Origin of the sequence: Pseudarthrobacter sp. CC12, assembly GCF_039907755.1 — a bacterium.
GTDB classification, from domain to species: domain Bacteria; phylum Actinomycetota; class Actinomycetes; order Actinomycetales; family Micrococcaceae; genus Arthrobacter; species Arthrobacter niigatensis.
Window position 1 is genome coordinate 1 of record NZ_JARDJH010000010.1, and the last position, 16,662, is coordinate 16,662.

Genomic DNA, 16,662 nt, shown 5'->3' on the forward strand with positions numbered 1-16,662 from the left:
AAAACAACGCGGGGGGAGCAGGGGAGCTGGCCGGTCACCTAAGCCGCCCCACCCACCCCACTTCTCGGACAAGAAGGGCACCACCCAATGAACGCAACACCCACGCTTGAAATGCTCGACCCGGCCACCCTGACCGTGGACATCAATGTCCGTAAGGACGTGGCCCTGACCGCTGACTTTATCGCCAGCATCAAGGAACACGGCGTGATGGAACCGGTGATCGCCCACCGCAAGGACGACGGCACTGTGCATGTGCTGATGGGTCAGCGCCGCACACGTGCGGCCGTCGAAGCCGGGCGGGCCGCGATCCCGGTGATGATCATCGACAGCCCCGAGGAAGCCGAGCGCATCGTGACGCAGGTCGTGGAGAACATTCAGCGTGCCGAACTGACCGAGGCCGATGAGGCCGAGGCCTACCACCAGCTGTCTTTGATTGGTGTTTCGGCGGCCGCGATCGCCAAGAAGACCGGACGGACTAAGACCACCGTCGAATCCGCACTGAAAGCGAAGTCCACCGAGACCGGAGCCGCCGCCCTGGGCAAGGGATACACCATCGAAGCAGCCCTAATTCTGGCCGAATTTGAGTCAGACGAGGAAGCCACGCTTGAGTTGGAATCGGTCATTATGGACGAACCTGACATGCTCCTGCACGTAACCCAGCAGCTGCGTGACAAGCGCGACCGCGCGGCCGCGCTGGCCGCACTGACCGCCGAGCTGGAAGCGGCCGGAACGATTGTTGTTCCGGAATGTGGGTACGGGGAGGACAGCGAAACGCTCCGGGTCACGTCGCTGAAAAGGGCGGACGGGGAACCGGCCACGGACGAGGACGGGAACGCCGTCTACATCGAGACGGACTACCGGGGCGAGCACTCCGCTGTCGCCGTAGTTACCGGCTGGAAAGATCTGGGCTTCACTCTTCGCTACTACAGCGGCTACGGCACGTCATCGGCCCCTAAAGGACCAATGACCGAGGAGCAGAAAGCCGAACGGAAGACCCTGATTGAAAACAATAAGCTGATGCAGTCTGTCCTGTTAACTGAACTTCATCGTAGAGTCTGGATCAGGGTTCTCCGGAGAGGTGGTACTCATGGACGACGTGCGGCTCAAACTGCTCGAGGGACGGACTGGCCTACTGGCAATAGGCGCCGTGGTCCCAAGAACGGACGGCCTCTTGCCCTACGTCGTCATCGACGACAAAGGGCAAGAGATCGAGGACTTCTCAGTGTTCCTCCGGGATCTCGTTCTGAGCGATATGAGCCCTTTGACCGTCCGCTCCTATGGCAATGACCTGCTCAGGTGGTGGCGCGTTCTTAGTCTGCTCGGCAGTGGATGGGAGCAGGCGACCCGCGCCGAAGTCGAGGTCCTCGTGGGATGGATGCGGTCCGCAGTGAACCCTCAGCGGCCGGGGACTGGTAACCGGGGCAGGAATTCGCGCACCGGTAAGCGTCCCCTGGCCGGGGGCTATGCACCGGCAACTATCAATCACGCCCTCTCGGTAATCTCGTCTTTTTACTCCTACCACGCACGCTTCGGTCGTGGACCCCTGATAAACCCGGTCCCTGAGGCTGCCGGCCGGAGACGACTCGTTCATCGAGGTCGGACCGAAACAATGCCACGGGCCAATCGGGCTCCTCTGCGGCAAAAGAAGTCCGAATGGCTGCCCCGTTCCATCCCGGATGACCTTTTCGACGATTTGATGGAGGCTCTGCGGACCAACCGCGATCGTGCCCTGGTGAGTATGTATGTCTCCTCCGGAGCCCGCGCGAGTGAACTGCTCGGCGTCCACGGCGATCAGATCGACTGGGCCGGGCAACGTGTATGGGTCGTATCTAAAGGATCCCGTCTCCTGGAGCCGGTGCCTGTCTCACCGGAATCCCTGCAGTATCTGACCATGTACTTCCACGAGCACGGAAGTCCACGGCCCGATGAATTGATCTGGCGTGCACTCCATGGCAAACCGCGGCCGCTCACGTATCACGCTGCCCGCCGAATGCTGCAACGGGTGAACGCAGTGCTGGGCACGGACTGGTCACTGCATGACTTCAGACACACGACCATCAACCGCATGGTCGCTGACCCTAATCTGACCTTGCCTGAAATCATGGCCGTCAGCCGGCACCGACAAGTCTCCTCGATGACTCCCTATCTACGGCCTCGGATCGATGAGGTCTTCCAAAAAGTACAAGAGCACATGGCATCCCCACGACCCCAACCAACGCTGACCCCAGGCTACGACCCCGACGACTTCTCAGTGGTGTTCGGTGCCTAAGGCCCTTAAACGACCACAACAGCGGCCGGTAAACGCAGCTGTTCCCGGGAGAACCCGGAACCAGACCGTCATCATTGCTGCTCCGGCGGCGCGACCGGAAATTCCGCCATGGCCTCGCGGTGATCTGGACACCGCAAGTCCCGAGAGCATCATCGCCTTGACCGACACGATATGGCCACGCAGTCAGCCACGTGAATCACTGCGCCATCACGGGCTGAAATGGCTGCTGTCTTATCTCGTAAGACACTCCGGACGGACCTGGCAGGAGAAATGGATCTCGTCAGGATTCAACGATGGTCACCGCAAGATACGCGAGTTGGCCACCGGAAATTTTCGTCTTGACGGTGAACTCGGACATTCGCTGATGCTCCTGTGCTGTCTACGTGTCATTCGCCCTTCGCTGGAAGCCTTCAAAATCAACTCGTTCGTCCGCTACCACGAGCATTTTGAGCAAGCACAAAACGATCCCGATCTCGACCGCTTCCTTGCCCTCGTTGAACAACAGGACACATCCAACCACTTCAAACGCTGCGCTCGGATGGATGTGGCATCAGCACTTACGACGCAGGGAATCCGGTTCGTTGACCTGAGCGCGGAGGCGTTACTTCACTACGCCGTAGCCACGCGCGAAGGGGGATGGGGCGGCGGTTATGAGACGCACGTCGGTTACCTTGCCTGGCGGGTGATGTCCGAATCCGGGCACTTTCCTGCCCAGGTCCCGCCAACTCTCCGCGCGGCGATGCGATCCCCGGCTCAGACGCCGGCCGAGTTGGTCGACAAACATAACATCATCAACCCGGACATCCGCGACGTCTTCGTTGCTTACCTGACCCGGCGCAGCCACGACATAGACTTCGCCACCCTGCGCGACCTTGCAGCGGACATTTGCGGCAAGTTTTGGAACGGCCTCCAACAGATCAACCCTGGCCAGGCGACTTTCGTCATCTCCCAAACGGACTACGAAAGCTGGCGCGCCGTGGTGGCCCTCCGCCGCGACGGAAAACCACGCCTTCAGCTCGAAGCCATCATGACGAACATCAGGGCCTTCTATCTCGACCTGCAGGGCTGGGCGGCCGAAGAACCCGAACACTGGGCCCGATGGGTAGCGCCTTGCCCGATCGCTGGCAGAGAGACCCGGACGGCGGGCAAAGCGGCCCGCCGGGCAAAAGAACGCATGGACTCCAGAATCCGCCTCCTCCAGCCAGTGCTCCCGGCTTTCATCGCCGCTGCCACAGAACGGAAAGATCACTTCCAGGAACTTCTGAAAGTGGCCGCCGAAACCCGCAAAGACGAGGTCATCACCATCGGCGGGAAGAAGTATCAACGGCTATACACCGAAGGAGACGCCAGGCACCGCCGCTTCCACGGAGCATCCAACGTCCGCGTGCTTGACCTATCCACCAACCGCAAGATCAACGTGACATTCACCGAGGACGCCGTCTTTTGGCAGTGGGCAGCCGTGGAGACCTTGAGGCACACCGGCCTTCGGTGCGACGAATTGCTGGAACTGTCTCAGCTGAGCATCCGTCAATACATCCGACCGAACAGCGAAATTGTCGCACTCTTGGTCGTCGCTCCCTCAAAAAATGATCGGGAACGAGTCATACCCATGAGCCCTGACCTTTTCCACGTCATCGCCACGATCATTCGACGCCTGACCAGGAACAGGGAAGGCGTGCCACTGGCGACTCGATTCAATCCCTACGACAGAGTCACTAGCGAGCCGCTGCCGTTCCTCTTCCAGCGCACCATCGGACAACGCACTGAAGTGATCAACGCCGGATCGCTTCGTGATGAACTGGCCAAACTCAGCGACGCCGTCGCCATCGATCATCCCGAGCTGGGTGGTTGCCGCTTCACACCGCACGACTTCCGCCGCCTTCTGGCCACGGACCTGGTCAATAACGGTCTGCCTATCCATATCGGCGCCGCACTCCTGGGACACCTCGATATCCAAACAACCCACGGCTACGTCACCGTCTTCCGCGAAGACGTGGTCCGGCACTACCAGAAACACCTCGCCGAGCGGCGGGCCGCGCGTCCAGCCCGGGAATACAAATCTCCAACCGATACGGAATGGGCTGAATTCGAAGAACACTTCGACAAACGGAAAGTCGAGCTCGGGAACTGTGCACGCCCCTACGCCACCCCTTGCGAGCATGAACACGCCTGTATCCGCTGTCCCATGCTCCAAGTCGACCCCGGAATGCTCGGTCGGCTCGACGAGATCCATTCAGACCTGATGGCCCGACGTGAGCTCGCTCAGACGAAGGGGTGGTTGGGGGAGATAGAAGGCATCGAACTGACCGTTCAGTTCCTCAAACAGAAACGCGCCGACGCTCACAGTGCTGTCCAGCGCGGACAGGTAGACCTGGGTATCCCGGCTGTCCGTCGCTAACGGGTAATTAGTTGGCAGGGCCGAACGCTGTCTGATCTTCCCAGGGCCGATTGGGAATCAAGATTTTCCCCTCCTGCCGGTTACACGCGGCTGGCCACGGGGCTCCTTGCCCGCGGCAACCGGCAGACCCGGGACATGTGAAGAGCACGAAAAGGTCCCCGGTTCAACCGGGGACCTTTTCATGCTCAGAGTTCACGCAGCCACCCTGTCAGGGGTTCCGCGTGCTGCTTTGATTTCTGGTCTCCCATTCTTCTGACTCGAAAAACTCTTCTAGCTCTGCCCGCTGACCTTCGGATACTTCAGCGCCATCATCAGCCAAATCAAACAAAGGTAAATAACCTTTCTGCTTGGCTAAGTCGTTGGCAATGGCCAGAGATGCTTTGTCTTCCGCAGAAACTTCTTCATCTCGAAGAATGCGTTGGGCTGCGTGCTCACCTCCGGAGACCTGCAATATCACCATGAGATCGAAATTTCTTAGTTCATGACGCTTCCAGATGCTTTTCAGTTCAAGTGGTCCGTAGGTTGTTTCGCCTGCCCTGTATTCCTGACTGTTCATTCAGACCCTCACTTGTAGCACTCCGTTGTATGCCGTCCTACTTCGCTTCCGTCCTTCTTAAGGTACATCGTTGCGGTGTAACGACCCGATCCATGATTGGCCGCGTAGAACGTGGAAGTGGTCAGGAAGCCGCTGCTGCTCGCTTGCAGCGTCTGACGGGGCCAGTTGTCGTACTCGCCGGTGCCGTCTGGGAAGGTTACGGACCACCAAGTCTCATAATATGCGCCGCCCTGAAGGTCCCATGCCGCGCCGCTGTATGCAAAAGAACTTCCGGAGCACCCTACATAGACGTCAACCTCTGGCCACCACAGACCGGACGGACTGGCTTGGTCATTGTCCGGCTCTTCTTTATTGAGCGACGGCGAAGGCGATGGCAAGGTGGTGGAAGCATAGCTCGGTGCAGCGACCGAGAATAAGGCCAGCATAGTCGCAAGAATAAGTAGTGCTTTACGGACAAGATTCATTATTCCCCCAATTTTCATTCTCATGATCAAACCTCAACTCGTAAGGCCTCCCGGTTTATGGCAGCCCAACAGAGCAGTAGAAGTGATCATTCCCCCAACTTGAGACCCCGGGGATTAGCCGGTTGCGATGAGTCTAGGGCTGGCGCATAGGATTATTCAAGACCTTAGATAAAGGATTGGCGCTGTGGGGCTGTGTATAGAGCAGCGCGGTCGGCCAAGGGTTTGGGGCAGGCGCGCGCGCATCTCTTCTTCAAATAAGCATGCTTTTGCAAAAAGGCATCAAAGACAGTTGTGAGCATCTCTTCCGCTGGCGTATAAATCGACCAGGTGAAGTACCGCGTACTAATCGTTGGGATCGGAGCGTACGCGGCGGTTGCAAAGTGCAGAGAAGCCACCTCGGTCCGGCGCGAATGGGTCAAGAACCTGCTGGCCAAGAAGCAGGCCCCGAAGGGCTGGCAGTACTTCACCGTGCACGCCATCACCCACCACCCGGAAACGGCCAGCGGCTATGACGGGAAGGTCGCGGCTGAGATGATCGGGGCGAAGGTCGAAGAGTCCAACGCCTGGGCGTGGAACCCACTCCGCGACCACGTTGCCAAGACGACGGCGCGTCCGGAGTTTTCCCTGATCGCGCTGGTGTGCGCAGGGTATGAAAAGACGATCGCCAAGGACTCGTGGCGGTCCCCGAGCCAGACCCACCGGGACTATTTGAACCAGCTGGTTCTGTGGGGTTACACAGCCAGTGAGACTGAAAAGATCATCCTCGACAGCGGCAAGCCAGCCGAAGCTGACGCCGCCTAAACTGGTACCGCCTTGCCGGGCGTCATCTGTCGCAACCGCCCGGCAAGGCCACCAGCCCATCACCGCACCAGGGCACGGAGCCTTCCAGAAGTCGGGCGGTCCGCCGCCCAGGGCGAACCCCAGCAGCCACTCACCAGCGGCGGACCGCCGTTCGACGCGACTACCCCATGCCCACACCTGGTGCCGCGCTGTCACAAACAGCGGGGTTTCCCCGCGCAACTGGGTTTGCGGAAACATGCTCAGCTACGCTGAGTTTGCGAGATCTCCTTTGTCCGAGGAGCGAAGACAGGCCGACCCTCCAGCCGGCCTGTCTTTGTTTAACCACACGCGCCGCGCACAACCAGGTAAAGTGAACGCGCCGCGTTGCGGCAGAGGTCTAGACACGTCGCTGCAAGAGACAGCAAAAGGCTCCGCACCCAACTGGTGCGGAGCCTTAACCATGTGTGCTCCCGGCTGAAAAGATCCGGCCACGTTCCGAAGCTGGGACGGCAGCGGCGAGGCCTGGCCTGGGGAAAACTGTCCGGTCCCAACCCCTCACTCAACAGAGGCTGTGCACAGCCACCGCTCGCCTAAGGGCGACGTGGGCACATGCGGTGACGTGGTGGTTGTGTGCAGGTGGTCCGAAGGGTCCCGTCGTCCACTTGGGTGCGGGAAAAGCAGCGGAGCGGTTGGGCTTTTGCCGTGCACATGTGGGCGAGGGGCAAGCTACTCGGCCCCGGCAACCCCGTCGTCGGAGGACGGGGAATTGTCGTCCTGGGTACGTGTGGTGGCCGGCTTCCGGCGACGCGTGGCGGCGCCGGACTCGAGCCCGAGCTTCTTCAACTCTTCGGGGCTCCAGCCGTCTTTGGTGGCGCGAACGTAGGCGCGCTTGTCTTCACGCTCGGCGTCGGCGAGCTGCTCGCGCAGGTCAGTGATGCGCTGCCTGGCCTTGACCAGGTTCGTGACGGACTCGATACGCGAGTCCAGAAGGGCGCGGGCCTGATTGCGGGTCTGTTCAATATCAATGGTTGGCATGCCCCCACCCTAACCACAGGCCGACCCGCTTTTCCGGCAACGACGCGCAGCGGCGTGCCACTTCCAGACCAGCAAAGCACCAAAGGCACGAAAGGAGCAGGAGCCGACTACAGCGGAGCAAGCTGGGAACTTAGCCGGGCTAAGTTCGTGTCGCTCCCGTGAACTGCGTTCCGGTCGCGGCAGACTGGTGTCTGGTCCCGGGTGTTCCGGGTCGCTGCGCTGGCAAGGTAGGGGAGGGGCGGAACAGGTGAGTGAAGGCAATGGCTTCGCCGGTTGGAAGTCCCGCCGCCGGCGCGCGAACGTTGACGGTGGCAGGATGCACCGTCACGAGGTCAAGGTCAGCCCCGAAGAAGAGGCCCAGTTGCTGGCCTTGGCTGAGAAGCACCGCGTCACGATCCCACGGCTCCTGATCGAAGCAGCGTTGAACGAGGACAGCGAAAGCCCGTCGGAGCGGCGTGATCAGTTCATGCAGCTTTCGAACCTTCAGCGCCTGATCGGGTCCGTGGCGAACAACATCAACCAGATCGCCCGGCACGCCAACTCAACGGGTGAAGTACCTTCTGATGCGGCGCCCGCGATTGCGCACGCCAAGAGCGTCATCATCCGCATCGACCGCATGCTCGCTGACATGGCTGGCCGGTGATCCTGACGTGATTCCCAACATCACCCAAGGCGACCGCATGGCGGGCCTGATGATCTACCTAGCGGGCCCGGGACGTGCTAACGAACACGAAGAACCGCACCTCATTGCCGGTGACGCTGCGCTCATGGCATGGCACGACGACAACGAGCTGAACCGCGACGCGGCCCTGGACATCGCCAACGCCCTGGACCGCGCCAAGCAGTTCTACAAAACCGAGGTCGACGGCGGCCACGTCTTCCACTGCTCCCTGAGCCTGGCGGCCGAAGAAGGCCAGCTCACCGATGAGCAGTGGGGCGCCATCGCTAACGACTTCATGAAGGACATGGACTTCACCGAGGACGGCGGAATGGCCCCCGCCCGATGGGTAGCCGTCCGCCACGGACTGAGCAAGAACGGCAACGACCACATCCACATCGTTGCCAGCATGATCCGCGACGACGGCACCAAATGGAACAGCTGGAAGAGCAAGTACAAGTCCCAACAGGTCGCCCGGGCACTGGAGAAAAAGTACGGACTCACCCAACTCGAAGCGGTCCGGGCCGAACGCGGATACACCCCCGCGGAACAGGCCAAAGCCATCCGCCACGGACTGCCCGAGGTCGAACGCCACAGCCTCGCCCGCAAGATCCGCACCTGCGTAGCGGCGTCAACGGACGAAGCCGAGTTCGTCCGCCGCGCCCGCCAAGAAGGCCTTCTTGTGCGGCCCCGCTACGCTGCCGGCCGAACCGACGTCGTGACCGGATACTCTGTCGCAGAACGGCCGCGGAAAGGGGAGCGGGCCGTCTGGTTCGGCGGTAACTCCCTGGGCCGCGATCTGGCCCTGCCCAAACTCCGCAGCGAATGGGAAAGCACCCCCGAAACTGCAACCGCGGCCGTCGCGGAATGGAACGCCGCAGCCCGCAACCGCCGCCCCGTAGCACCGGGAAGAGAGACACTGCAGCCCTCCGCCGAACTGTGGAGCAAGTACGCCAACGACGTCAGTGCTCTTCGCGAGAGACTGGCCACCACCCCGCACAATGACCACGCCGCCTGGGCGCAGGCTGCCCGCGAAACATCCGCCGCGTTTGGTGCATGGTCCAAGCGCATTGAAACCACTCCCGGGCCGTTGGCCGACGCCGCACGGGAGCTGTCCAAATCAGCCCAGCTCCGCCGCTACCCGAAGCGGCCGGCGGTTGCGCTGCCGTCGGCACGCGGCGCGACAATGATCCTGCTGGCGGCCACCTCAAAGAGCGAACGGGCGGCATACGCCCTGATGTTCCGGCAGCTCGCCCAAACCGCGCGGGCCATCCACGACATGCACAAAGCCACCGACGACCTCCGCCGGGTCCGCGGTCTTGCTGCAGCCGTGACCGCTGCCAGCAAAGCCGTTGAAGCCAGCGCCACAACACAGACGATCAAGGCACAACCACTCACGATGGAGGCACTGCGGGAACAGCACCCGGGAGCCAGCGAAGAAGCTCTCCGTGCACGGCTCATCGCCGAACGGTCCCGCGGCGGTTCGCCCGTCCCGACGACACTCACCAGGGCAGAAAAAACGCTGCAGCAGGCTGGGCCTACCGGCCCGCAGGAACCACACATGGACCACCATCCGAATCCAGGCATCGAGCGATAGGGGAAGAGCATGAGCGAAGCAGACGGAATGGACGAAGCAGTAGACGGTGCAATGCGTACAGGGCTGATGGTCGCAGCTCGCATCGGTGAGCAGCTGTCGCGAATGAGAGAGGAAGAGCAGCGCAACATCGCCGCAGCTGAAGAACAGCGCGCACGCCAGCTGCAGGAGCGCTTCGACGCCCAGCGGGCGGCAGCCCGCGCACAGCTCGCACCCACCGCCAGGGACGACTGGTGGGATAAGGCCACACCCAGCATGATTGAGCAGGCCCATCAGACGGCCACGGCGTGGAAGGCATACGACCCCGAAGCGGCCCAAGCAGCAGAACACATCCGGGAGCAGGTACAGGCACGGTACGGCATCGACGTAAACAACACAGGAGCGGACGAAGCGTCCGTGTCCGCAGCCCTCACCCGGGCACAGCAAGCACGAACCGAAGCCGAAAACGAACGGACCAAAGCCTCTGTTGCACGCACCGATGAAGCGGTAGTCGGCGTCGCTGTGGCAGGGGCCAACAGGCAGGACAAGGCAGCACAAAAGGCACAAGACGAACCTGCCTATGACTCACCAGAGCGGCGGCAGCAGCTCGCCGAAAGCCTCGAAGGCAAAGGTGACCGGGAAGCGGTCAACTCCCGACTCCTAGCGGACAAACATCAGGGCACTTCGCCGACGGCCGCAGTTGTCCAGAAGCCCTCCCTAGCGAACACATCCAAAATGGCGAAGCAAGGCGGCAAAGGCAAGATGCTGGAGCGCGGCGGACTCGAACGCTAGCGACACTTTGGGGGAAGGGACCTGCTCTCTTACAGGTCCCTTCCCCCGTCAGTCACTGCGACATTCAGCTGAATCACAGAACAACGGTGATGAGAGCGTTGCAGCCGCTACACCTTGGGGGCGATCAGTTATCGGGCTGCAACTGGAGGCGTCGACGGGAGGCTGTTTCTATTCCAGCCGCGCTGCAGGAACGTCCTCCATATGGCGGCCGTATGAGTTCAGATCAAGTGCGAGCACGGTACCCAGCGTCGAAAGCCTTTTAAAAAGCTGCATCGCAAACCAAATGAGCTGCTGATCTGGTACGGCGTAAAACAGCTCGTCACCGACGCGTTCAACGGCGCCGTGTTGCACCGCGATGGCGAAGTCCAAGCGATCCCGTTCGTCACCTTGAAGGAGGGCCGTACGAGCAGCTTCTCCCTGGATGTCTGTCCATGCTGACCCCGTGGCGAGGATTCCTCCGAGGATGGGTTTGGTGGCGGGGTCCTGAGGCGCATACGTTCCCCCAGCGTGGCGGATGCCTACGGAGGTACGGTGAAGTGCCCGAACGCTTGCTACCTTGTCGCGGGCATATTCAACGTAACCCTTGTCCAGCTCTGGTTTGGCCTCGAACACCGCATAGATGCTCTCTACTGGTACAAAGTGGAGACCGCTTTGTTCGAAGAAGAGCGGCGAATATTGCTGGTCGTAGACGGCCACATCTATCTGTTGACTCTGGTTACCCTTGGAGTCGATTGCGAAAACTTTGCCCACTCCATAGCGGCGGGGCAGGAACTCGCTGAGCATGTTTATCCAGCGGTCCTCGGTGGCATCGCCTTTGGCTGTCGGGTGATTGGTGAAATTTGGCATCAGACCAAGCCCGGTCAACATGTGATTCTGCTTGGCGGTGAAGGCTTGTCCTAAATCAAACGGCATGACCATGCTGGTTGACTCCACTCTCTGGTTCTATCGGATAGATGGCTATGTTTTTCGCATCGTGCGTTAGTAGCCAGAAGTGCAGCGATACGTCCTCTTCGGGAGTTACCGGCGTCACGATGATGGAGGCAAACGTGTCGAAGTTCAGGTCGCTGTCGAGAAGGTGGGCGATGTATGTGTCGATGTCGCGCTGGCTCGGGACCGGGGGACCGTGGGGGTGTGTGTGCCATTCCCCGATCCATTGTGCGCCGGCCACACTGAATATTTCCGCGGCGAATTGCTGCGTGTGTGTCAGGTCGCGCAGAAAGTAGTTGGCCTCCCGCTGTGCGTCCGGCCCTGGGCCGGAGGCAGCAGTAATCAGAAGGTGGTGGCCATCGTCGAAGCCGAAGAGGGCGCCGCCCGTTTCCAGTTGGCTTCCTCCATCTGCCACGGCACGCAGTATGAATTGCGTAGCGTGCTCACTCATGTGGACGCGTCTACCTACGCTGGGTGGCATGCCAGGCAATCTGGGAAGGTTGCAGCGGACGGGTACCAATGGATGGACATCGCGCGGGCAGAGTCGAAGGGTTCTGCCAAGCCGGCCTCGGGGCGCAGGGCGACAACTGCGTTATCGTCCTCGAGTATCTGGTCCAGGTGCCCCAAATCTTGCAGGATCGTGGCTACCGCCGCTTTTGCGGCCAGAGATCCCATCAAGTGAAGATCAGTCCCAACAGCGGTCATGGGGTTATGGCGCGTTCCTTCGCCGTAACCGCGGTCCAATGTAGGTTCAAGGTCCATCTGCCCGGAAGAGTGCAAAGCGCGTCGTTGGCACTCCAGGCAGCCGACTTCAGGGAATGGCCGGAGACGCAGTATCTCGCCGTACCGGCCATCTGCCAGCACGCAGGCAAGGACTAATGGGCGTCCTGCGCGCTTGCACAGGTAACTAATTACCCGTCTGGGTTCGACGCCGTCGACTGTACATACGACCACACTCGCCATATCAATTAAGGGTCGAAGCAGATCAGCATCCGCAATCGCGTCTATCCGGAAACCGGAGACGTCCGTTTCGGTCCATTTGGGTGCAATATGCTTTGCGAGGGCATCGACCTTGTACCTGCCCACAGCGTTTGACGAGCAGATGTGCCGCGGAATGTTGTGGTACAGAAGCCGGTCAGGATCGACAACATCCAGCCTTCCTACGCCATAGCCCGACAGGGCGGTGGCGGCGGCACCTCCTATGCTTCCTGCCCCTATGAGAAGTACTCGTTGGCCCTTGAGTTCCTGGATAGGCCAATGCGGAGCAAGCGCGGATAGTTGACCCCGGTCCGTCTCCACATCGCAATTCTCGGGCTGCGCCCCGTCCCGGCTCACCATCCATGCTGTGAATTGGGGGAGGACGCGTCCCGGGGCTATCTCGGGCGGTGCCTCGGTAAATGTAATCGCGATGTATCTCCCGGTGCCCGGGTCACGGGCCTCCGGCACGTACGCCTTGAAAGCCTCGAACGTGAGCGCCTGCTGCTGGCGGATCAACAAATAGGCCTGGACGGCGAGCTCAGCCGTGGTTCGATACCAGACACCTGACGGATGAGTATCCGCGCTGGTCAAGAAATGGGTCTTGTTTTCGTTAATCCGGTGAGGCAGAGAACTTCCCTCGGAAACCGCTAAAACGATGGCGGCTCGGTCTGGTTCTGATACTCGACACGTGATGTGGCCCCAGGACCCCGACTTCGATATGAGTTCTGCTGCTGCCTTAGGGATAAGGACCAGCAGAGAATCGTCACCCCTCAAGTAGCAACTCCTCTATGCGCTCTACCAGGAGCGAATCGAGCACATCATCTACAACAATCCCGTTTTGTGTCATCTTCTCGATTGCTCCAACCTGGAAAAGCGCATACTCGACACGCCATGCCGCAGCCTTAAGGACGAGGTCGGAGGTCAGCGATGAACTGGTCCACTGCTCCGCATCCTGGAGCAAGCAGAGGGATCCGTCGCTGAGCACGTGATAGTCAGTAAAGCTGCGCAGCTCAACAGGAGGTCTGGGTTCCAGCGGGAAAACAGAGGGGGGAGCGGCGGGAAAGGCGTGACCATATTGCACCCGGATTTCGAAAGGTACGTCTCCGAGGACCCGGTCTAGATTCTGCGGCGCAGGCCGTAAGAACGGCCACGAGGGCACCGGTCCATGGCAATAGCCCGGCCCGTCACCCACCCACTTGAGATCCGGAAAAAACTCATTGACAGCCTTAAGTTCACGGACCAGCAAATCGGGTTCAGCCTCCCACCACGTAAGGCTCTTGAGCTGGTGCGTCTTCATCCCTGAGGCGAGTCCTTTACTTGCCGTGGACCGGTGGCAGCACCCCCGGTCGCTGCCACAACCGGGAACGCGGGACCCAGGACACTGCGCCACAATCGGGTCGCTTCGGCTTGATTCCCGTCAGCAGCCGCCCGGAGCGCAGATGCTGCAGCCAGGGCCGCGTCTTCCAGGGCCCGGCGAAGAGCAGCCGAATCAAGCGACGGCTGGATCGCCCCGGAGAGCCCTGCCGGGTCTACAACGGAAAGGGAATGACGCGAGGCCGCGGCAAAGAAGCCGCTCACGGCCGCCGCCCGATTACCCGAGTCTGGAAGGCACTCCAGAGCCAAGACCTCCATGACCAGCGACTTTACCTTGAAGGGTTGCTGGCGAGCCCAGTACTTCAGCACTCGGACCATAGGACGAAAACGATTCCACGCTGTTTGTCGCTCAGACACGCGATTTATGAGGTACTCCGGATCGGCAAGAGTCCAGCGGGCCTCGCTCTTGAACGGGATTAGGATCCCATCCCGCTGGCGGAGGGCAGGCATTACATCGACCGTAAACGCATCTGGATCGTCTGGATCGTCGATGAAACACTTCGCTGCACGATTCCGGTTGGCCGTGTTCACCTGCCTGACAAGACGCTCATGAGTACCGGCTGTCACACCTAGAAGCTCGGTGACAAGATCACGGCACCGCTCAATGGCGTCACTGCTCGATGCACCTTCCTCGCCCCAATCCGGATAAAACTTGGGGTCAAATTCCACCACAAGATCTACATCGTGAACGGGCTGGAGCTGCGTACTCCTTCGAAGGGACCCAGACCCCCAGACAGAAATAACATCCGGGGCTGAGTCCAGCGCGGCCTTGAACGCATCTCTACGCTCGCGCGCTAATTTAACAACTGCAACATCGGCATCAACAACGGCTTGAAGCTCGTCAAACGAAGTACTAACACCCATTTCCACGCCACCTTTTCTAGCCCCCAATGCGGCTCCTCTGATCATACTTTCGCTGTACGACATTCTTGCTTGGTCCTTGGAGCTAACGGTGGGACGCGTCGCATAGGATCGTCTTTCAACGGCACAACGAAGATAAAAGACTGGGGAAATGAGTGGCACAGCGCGTTTTGTACACACGAACTGATGGCAAATGGGCCTGGCGCTTGAAGGCGGATAACGGCGAGATCATTGCCGTTGATGGCAGTCAGGGCTACGAGAACGAGAATGATGCTCGTGCCATGGCTGACAAAATCGTTGGAGGCCAATTCGCCGGTGCCGAAAAACGGATTTCTAGGCCGAAGGCGCAGCAGTAGCGCGTCCGGATGGAGAGCGCGGGGACGAATGCCATTCCCGCGCCGCGGCCGGGAATGCGCCATCGGGCAAGCTTGAGGCGAGCTGGGTGAAAATCGCACCCTCGCAATAAACGACTTGGGAGTCGCAGGTAGGGTAGGGGTGCTTAAAGAAATTTACCCCGGCCGCATCATGGCTCATGTCCAGAGAGGCGGGTCCGGGGACTTCGTTTTCCAGCTTACAGGAAGCCTTGGGTTCAGCCAATGACCGTCAACCCTCCGTGGACCGATCCGGCCCACGGCCGTGCCCTCGATAAAGCTGTTACCCCGACACGCATGGGTACCTATTTGGCTGCCGCCGGACATGATCCGGCATTGGCGCGCCGCCTATACGTCTGGGACAGAGACGTCGCTGCAGCCTTTCTTGCCGACATCGCGATCCTGGAAGTGGCCCTGAGGAACGCCGTAGTGGCGCAGCTAGATCAGCTTTACGGAGTTCGGTGGTTCGAAGTGGACGCGGGATTTGATGGCCCTACCCGTTCGAAACTTCAAGGCTCCTGGGATGACCTTCCACAGGGCCGGCGGACGCCAGGGCATCTGGTTGCCCGCCTCATGTTCGGCTTTTGGAAAGGGCTTCTCGAACCCGGCGGCTACGTTGGCCGGGCACCTCAACGTTTTCGGGCGGACCACGAGATCCTCTGGGTGGCAGGCCTATCCAAAGCCTTTCCGGGCGGCCGAACGATGGCACGCGCGGAGGGAGCGCAATTCACTCGAAGCTGGACGTTGGAGACGGTTGCCGTCGTTCACGCGGTCCGTAACAGGGCAGCCCACCATGAGCCTTTTGTGGGCGGCTTTCCGCTTCCCGGCCAGCAAACGCGCCTCAACGTTCAGCAGGGCCACGACGCCTGCATCAAGCTTGCACGTCTTCTTGACCGGGATCTAGCTTCCTGGATGAGTTCCGACACCTCCCTTCCCGGATTGATTGCTGCCCGGCCCTAAGTAGCTGACGCTGCTGGCGAGGGTGTTTCCCAGCGCTTCTGAGCTCCCTGGCGGCTGATCCCGAAGGCTCTGCCGATCTTCTCCCACGAGACGCCCGCCGATCTGGCGGCTGCGACGGCGTCGTCGAGCTGGGCTTCGAGATCCTTCAGGCTGCGGCTCAGGGTGCCGATGGTGTGCAGCGACAGGTCCGGGGCGATATGCCGGTGCCACACGTCCAGGAACACGGGCTCCAAGTCCTCCCGGTCGCTGATATCAGCGGCGTCGGCACTGTCCGGCGGTCCGGCGTAGATACGCCCCCCGGCGACGTCCTCGTCGGAAGGGTCCCAAACCCGTGTCCACAATGGATCCAGGATGACGTGTTCCCGGAGCGGAACACAGCTGCAGGCGACCCGCCATCCGACCACCTGCGACGGCGGCCGCCATGCGTCGCTGCCCGGCTCATTTTCATGCGCGACCGGCCGGCCGTCGGGCGTCATCAGGTTGATCTCCATATACCTGCCCCCGGACCCGTACATACCGTCCGCGAAGACACAGACAACGTAGCCTTCATGCTCGCTGCCCTCGGTAAACCAGCCCATCGTGCTTCCCTTCACCGTCCGCCAATTGCTACAGTGACAGTATGATCGCTAGCAACTCATGTTGACAAGCTTGTGAGCCTTAGCAACT

The 16,662-nt window shown here is 60.6% G+C and carries 17 protein-coding genes and 1 pseudogene; 9 read left to right on the forward strand and 9 right to left on the reverse strand.

The annotated features are described in order from the left end of the window. The first annotated feature begins 87 nt into the window (after positions 1 to 87). The 3 genes from PV772_RS09455 (at position 88) to PV772_RS09465 (ending at position 4,667) form a co-directional block, all read left to right on the forward strand. The gene (locus tag PV772_RS09455; protein WP_347885959.1) at positions 88 to 1,287 is read left to right on the forward strand and encodes a ParB/RepB/Spo0J family partition protein; all 1,200 of its coding nucleotides are present in this window, start codon (positions 88 to 90) and stop codon (positions 1,285 to 1,287) included. A gap of 322 nt (positions 1,288 to 1,609) precedes the next feature. Then, a complete protein-coding gene (locus PV772_RS09460) occupies positions 1,610 to 2,269 on the forward strand; it encodes a site-specific integrase (protein ID WP_236803165.1) in 660 nt (219 codons plus the stop codon). A gap of 157 nt (positions 2,270 to 2,426) precedes the next feature. Then, complete coding sequence (locus tag PV772_RS09465; RefSeq protein ID WP_275216601.1) at positions 2,427 to 4,667, forward strand: site-specific integrase; 2,241 nt, start codon at positions 2,427 to 2,429, stop codon at positions 4,665 to 4,667. Positions 4,668 to 4,875: 208 nt separating this feature from the next. Here PV772_RS09465 and PV772_RS09470 read toward each other — a convergent pair whose 3' ends face one another. Then, positions 4,876 to 5,223, reverse strand: a complete 348-nt coding sequence (locus PV772_RS09470) for a hypothetical protein (RefSeq protein ID WP_236803008.1) — start codon at positions 5,221 to 5,223, stop codon at positions 4,876 to 4,878. An 8-nt stretch (positions 5,224 to 5,231) separates the two neighbouring features. Further along, complete coding sequence (locus tag PV772_RS09475) at positions 5,232 to 5,711, reverse strand: hypothetical protein (RefSeq protein ID WP_306971822.1); 480 nt, start codon at positions 5,709 to 5,711, stop codon at positions 5,232 to 5,234. A gap of 366 nt (positions 5,712 to 6,077) precedes the next feature. Here PV772_RS09475 and PV772_RS09480 point away from each other — a divergent pair. Then, positions 6,078 to 6,488 (forward strand): annotated as a pseudogene (locus PV772_RS09480) (chromosome partitioning protein ParB); the annotation flags it as partial. A 705-nt stretch (positions 6,489 to 7,193) separates the two neighbouring features. Here the strand turns inward: PV772_RS09480 and PV772_RS09485 are convergent. Then, entirely contained in the window at positions 7,194 to 7,502 is a 309-nt protein-coding gene (locus tag PV772_RS09485) for a hypothetical protein (protein WP_347885960.1), read from the reverse strand. A gap of 247 nt (positions 7,503 to 7,749) precedes the next feature. Here PV772_RS09485 and mobC point away from each other — a divergent pair, with 247 nt between their 5' ends. Genes mobC through PV772_RS09500 form a run of 3 tightly spaced genes read left to right on the forward strand, consistent with a single transcriptional unit; the run spans position 7,750 to position 10,525 of the window. Further along, positions 7,750 to 8,145, forward strand: coding sequence for a plasmid mobilization relaxosome protein MobC (gene mobC, locus PV772_RS09490; protein WP_056394388.1), 396 nt, complete (start codon positions 7,750 to 7,752; stop codon positions 8,143 to 8,145). Between the two features lie 7 nt (positions 8,146 to 8,152). After that, positions 8,153 to 9,757 (forward strand): relaxase/mobilization nuclease domain-containing protein, encoded by a 1,605-nt coding sequence (locus tag PV772_RS09495; protein WP_347885961.1) that lies wholly within the window; start codon positions 8,153 to 8,155, stop codon positions 9,755 to 9,757. 9 nt (positions 9,758 to 9,766) lie between these two features. Beyond that, positions 9,767 to 10,525, forward strand: a complete 759-nt coding sequence (locus PV772_RS09500) for a hypothetical protein (protein WP_347885962.1) — start codon at positions 9,767 to 9,769, stop codon at positions 10,523 to 10,525. 168 nt (positions 10,526 to 10,693) lie between these two features. Here the strand turns inward: PV772_RS09500 and PV772_RS09505 are convergent, their stop codons facing one another. The 5 genes from PV772_RS09505 to PV772_RS09525 all read right to left on the reverse strand — a co-directional run bounded on the left by PV772_RS09505 (position 10,694) and on the right by PV772_RS09525 (position 14,731). Further along, the gene (locus tag PV772_RS09505; RefSeq protein ID WP_347885963.1) at positions 10,694 to 11,458 is read right to left on the reverse strand and encodes a DUF6602 domain-containing protein; all 765 of its coding nucleotides are present in this window, start codon (positions 11,456 to 11,458) and stop codon (positions 10,694 to 10,696) included. Further along, entirely contained in the window at positions 11,427 to 11,903 is a 477-nt protein-coding gene (locus PV772_RS09510; RefSeq protein WP_347885964.1) for a Mov34/MPN/PAD-1 family protein, read from the reverse strand. The genes PV772_RS09505 and PV772_RS09510 overlap by 32 nt, the downstream gene beginning before the upstream one ends. 14 nt (positions 11,904 to 11,917) lie before the next feature. Then, positions 11,918 to 13,021 carry a ThiF family adenylyltransferase gene (locus PV772_RS09515; protein ID WP_347885965.1) on the reverse strand — a complete coding sequence of 368 codons (1,104 nt, stop codon included), beginning with the start codon at positions 13,019 to 13,021 and terminating at the stop codon, positions 11,918 to 11,920. Positions 13,022 to 13,193: 172 nt separating this feature from the next. Continuing rightward, positions 13,194 to 13,727 (reverse strand): hypothetical protein, encoded by a 534-nt coding sequence (locus PV772_RS09520; protein WP_347885966.1) that lies wholly within the window; start codon positions 13,725 to 13,727, stop codon positions 13,194 to 13,196. Beyond that, on the reverse strand, positions 13,724 to 14,731 hold the full coding sequence (locus PV772_RS09525; RefSeq protein WP_347885967.1) for a nucleotidyltransferase: 1,008 nt from the start codon (positions 14,729 to 14,731) through the stop codon (positions 13,724 to 13,726). The genes PV772_RS09520 and PV772_RS09525 overlap by 4 nt, the downstream gene beginning before the upstream one ends. Positions 14,732 to 14,820: 89 nt before the next feature. Between PV772_RS09525 and PV772_RS09530 the strand changes: the two genes are divergently transcribed. Together PV772_RS09530 and PV772_RS09535 are read left to right on the forward strand one after the other, a co-directional pair. Further along, entirely contained in the window at positions 14,821 to 15,021 is a 201-nt protein-coding gene (locus PV772_RS09530) for a YegP family protein (RefSeq protein ID WP_347885968.1), read from the forward strand. A gap of 240 nt (positions 15,022 to 15,261) precedes the next feature. Then, positions 15,262 to 15,996, forward strand: a complete 735-nt coding sequence (locus PV772_RS09535) for a hypothetical protein (protein WP_347885969.1) — start codon at positions 15,262 to 15,264, stop codon at positions 15,994 to 15,996. Here the strand turns inward: PV772_RS09535 and PV772_RS09540 are convergent. Continuing rightward, positions 15,993 to 16,574: a hypothetical protein gene (locus PV772_RS09540; protein ID WP_347885970.1), complete on the reverse strand. Its 582-nt coding sequence runs from the start codon at positions 16,572 to 16,574 to the stop codon at positions 15,993 to 15,995. The genes PV772_RS09535 and PV772_RS09540 overlap by 4 nt on opposite strands. Positions 16,575 to 16,662 lie beyond the last annotated feature (88 nt).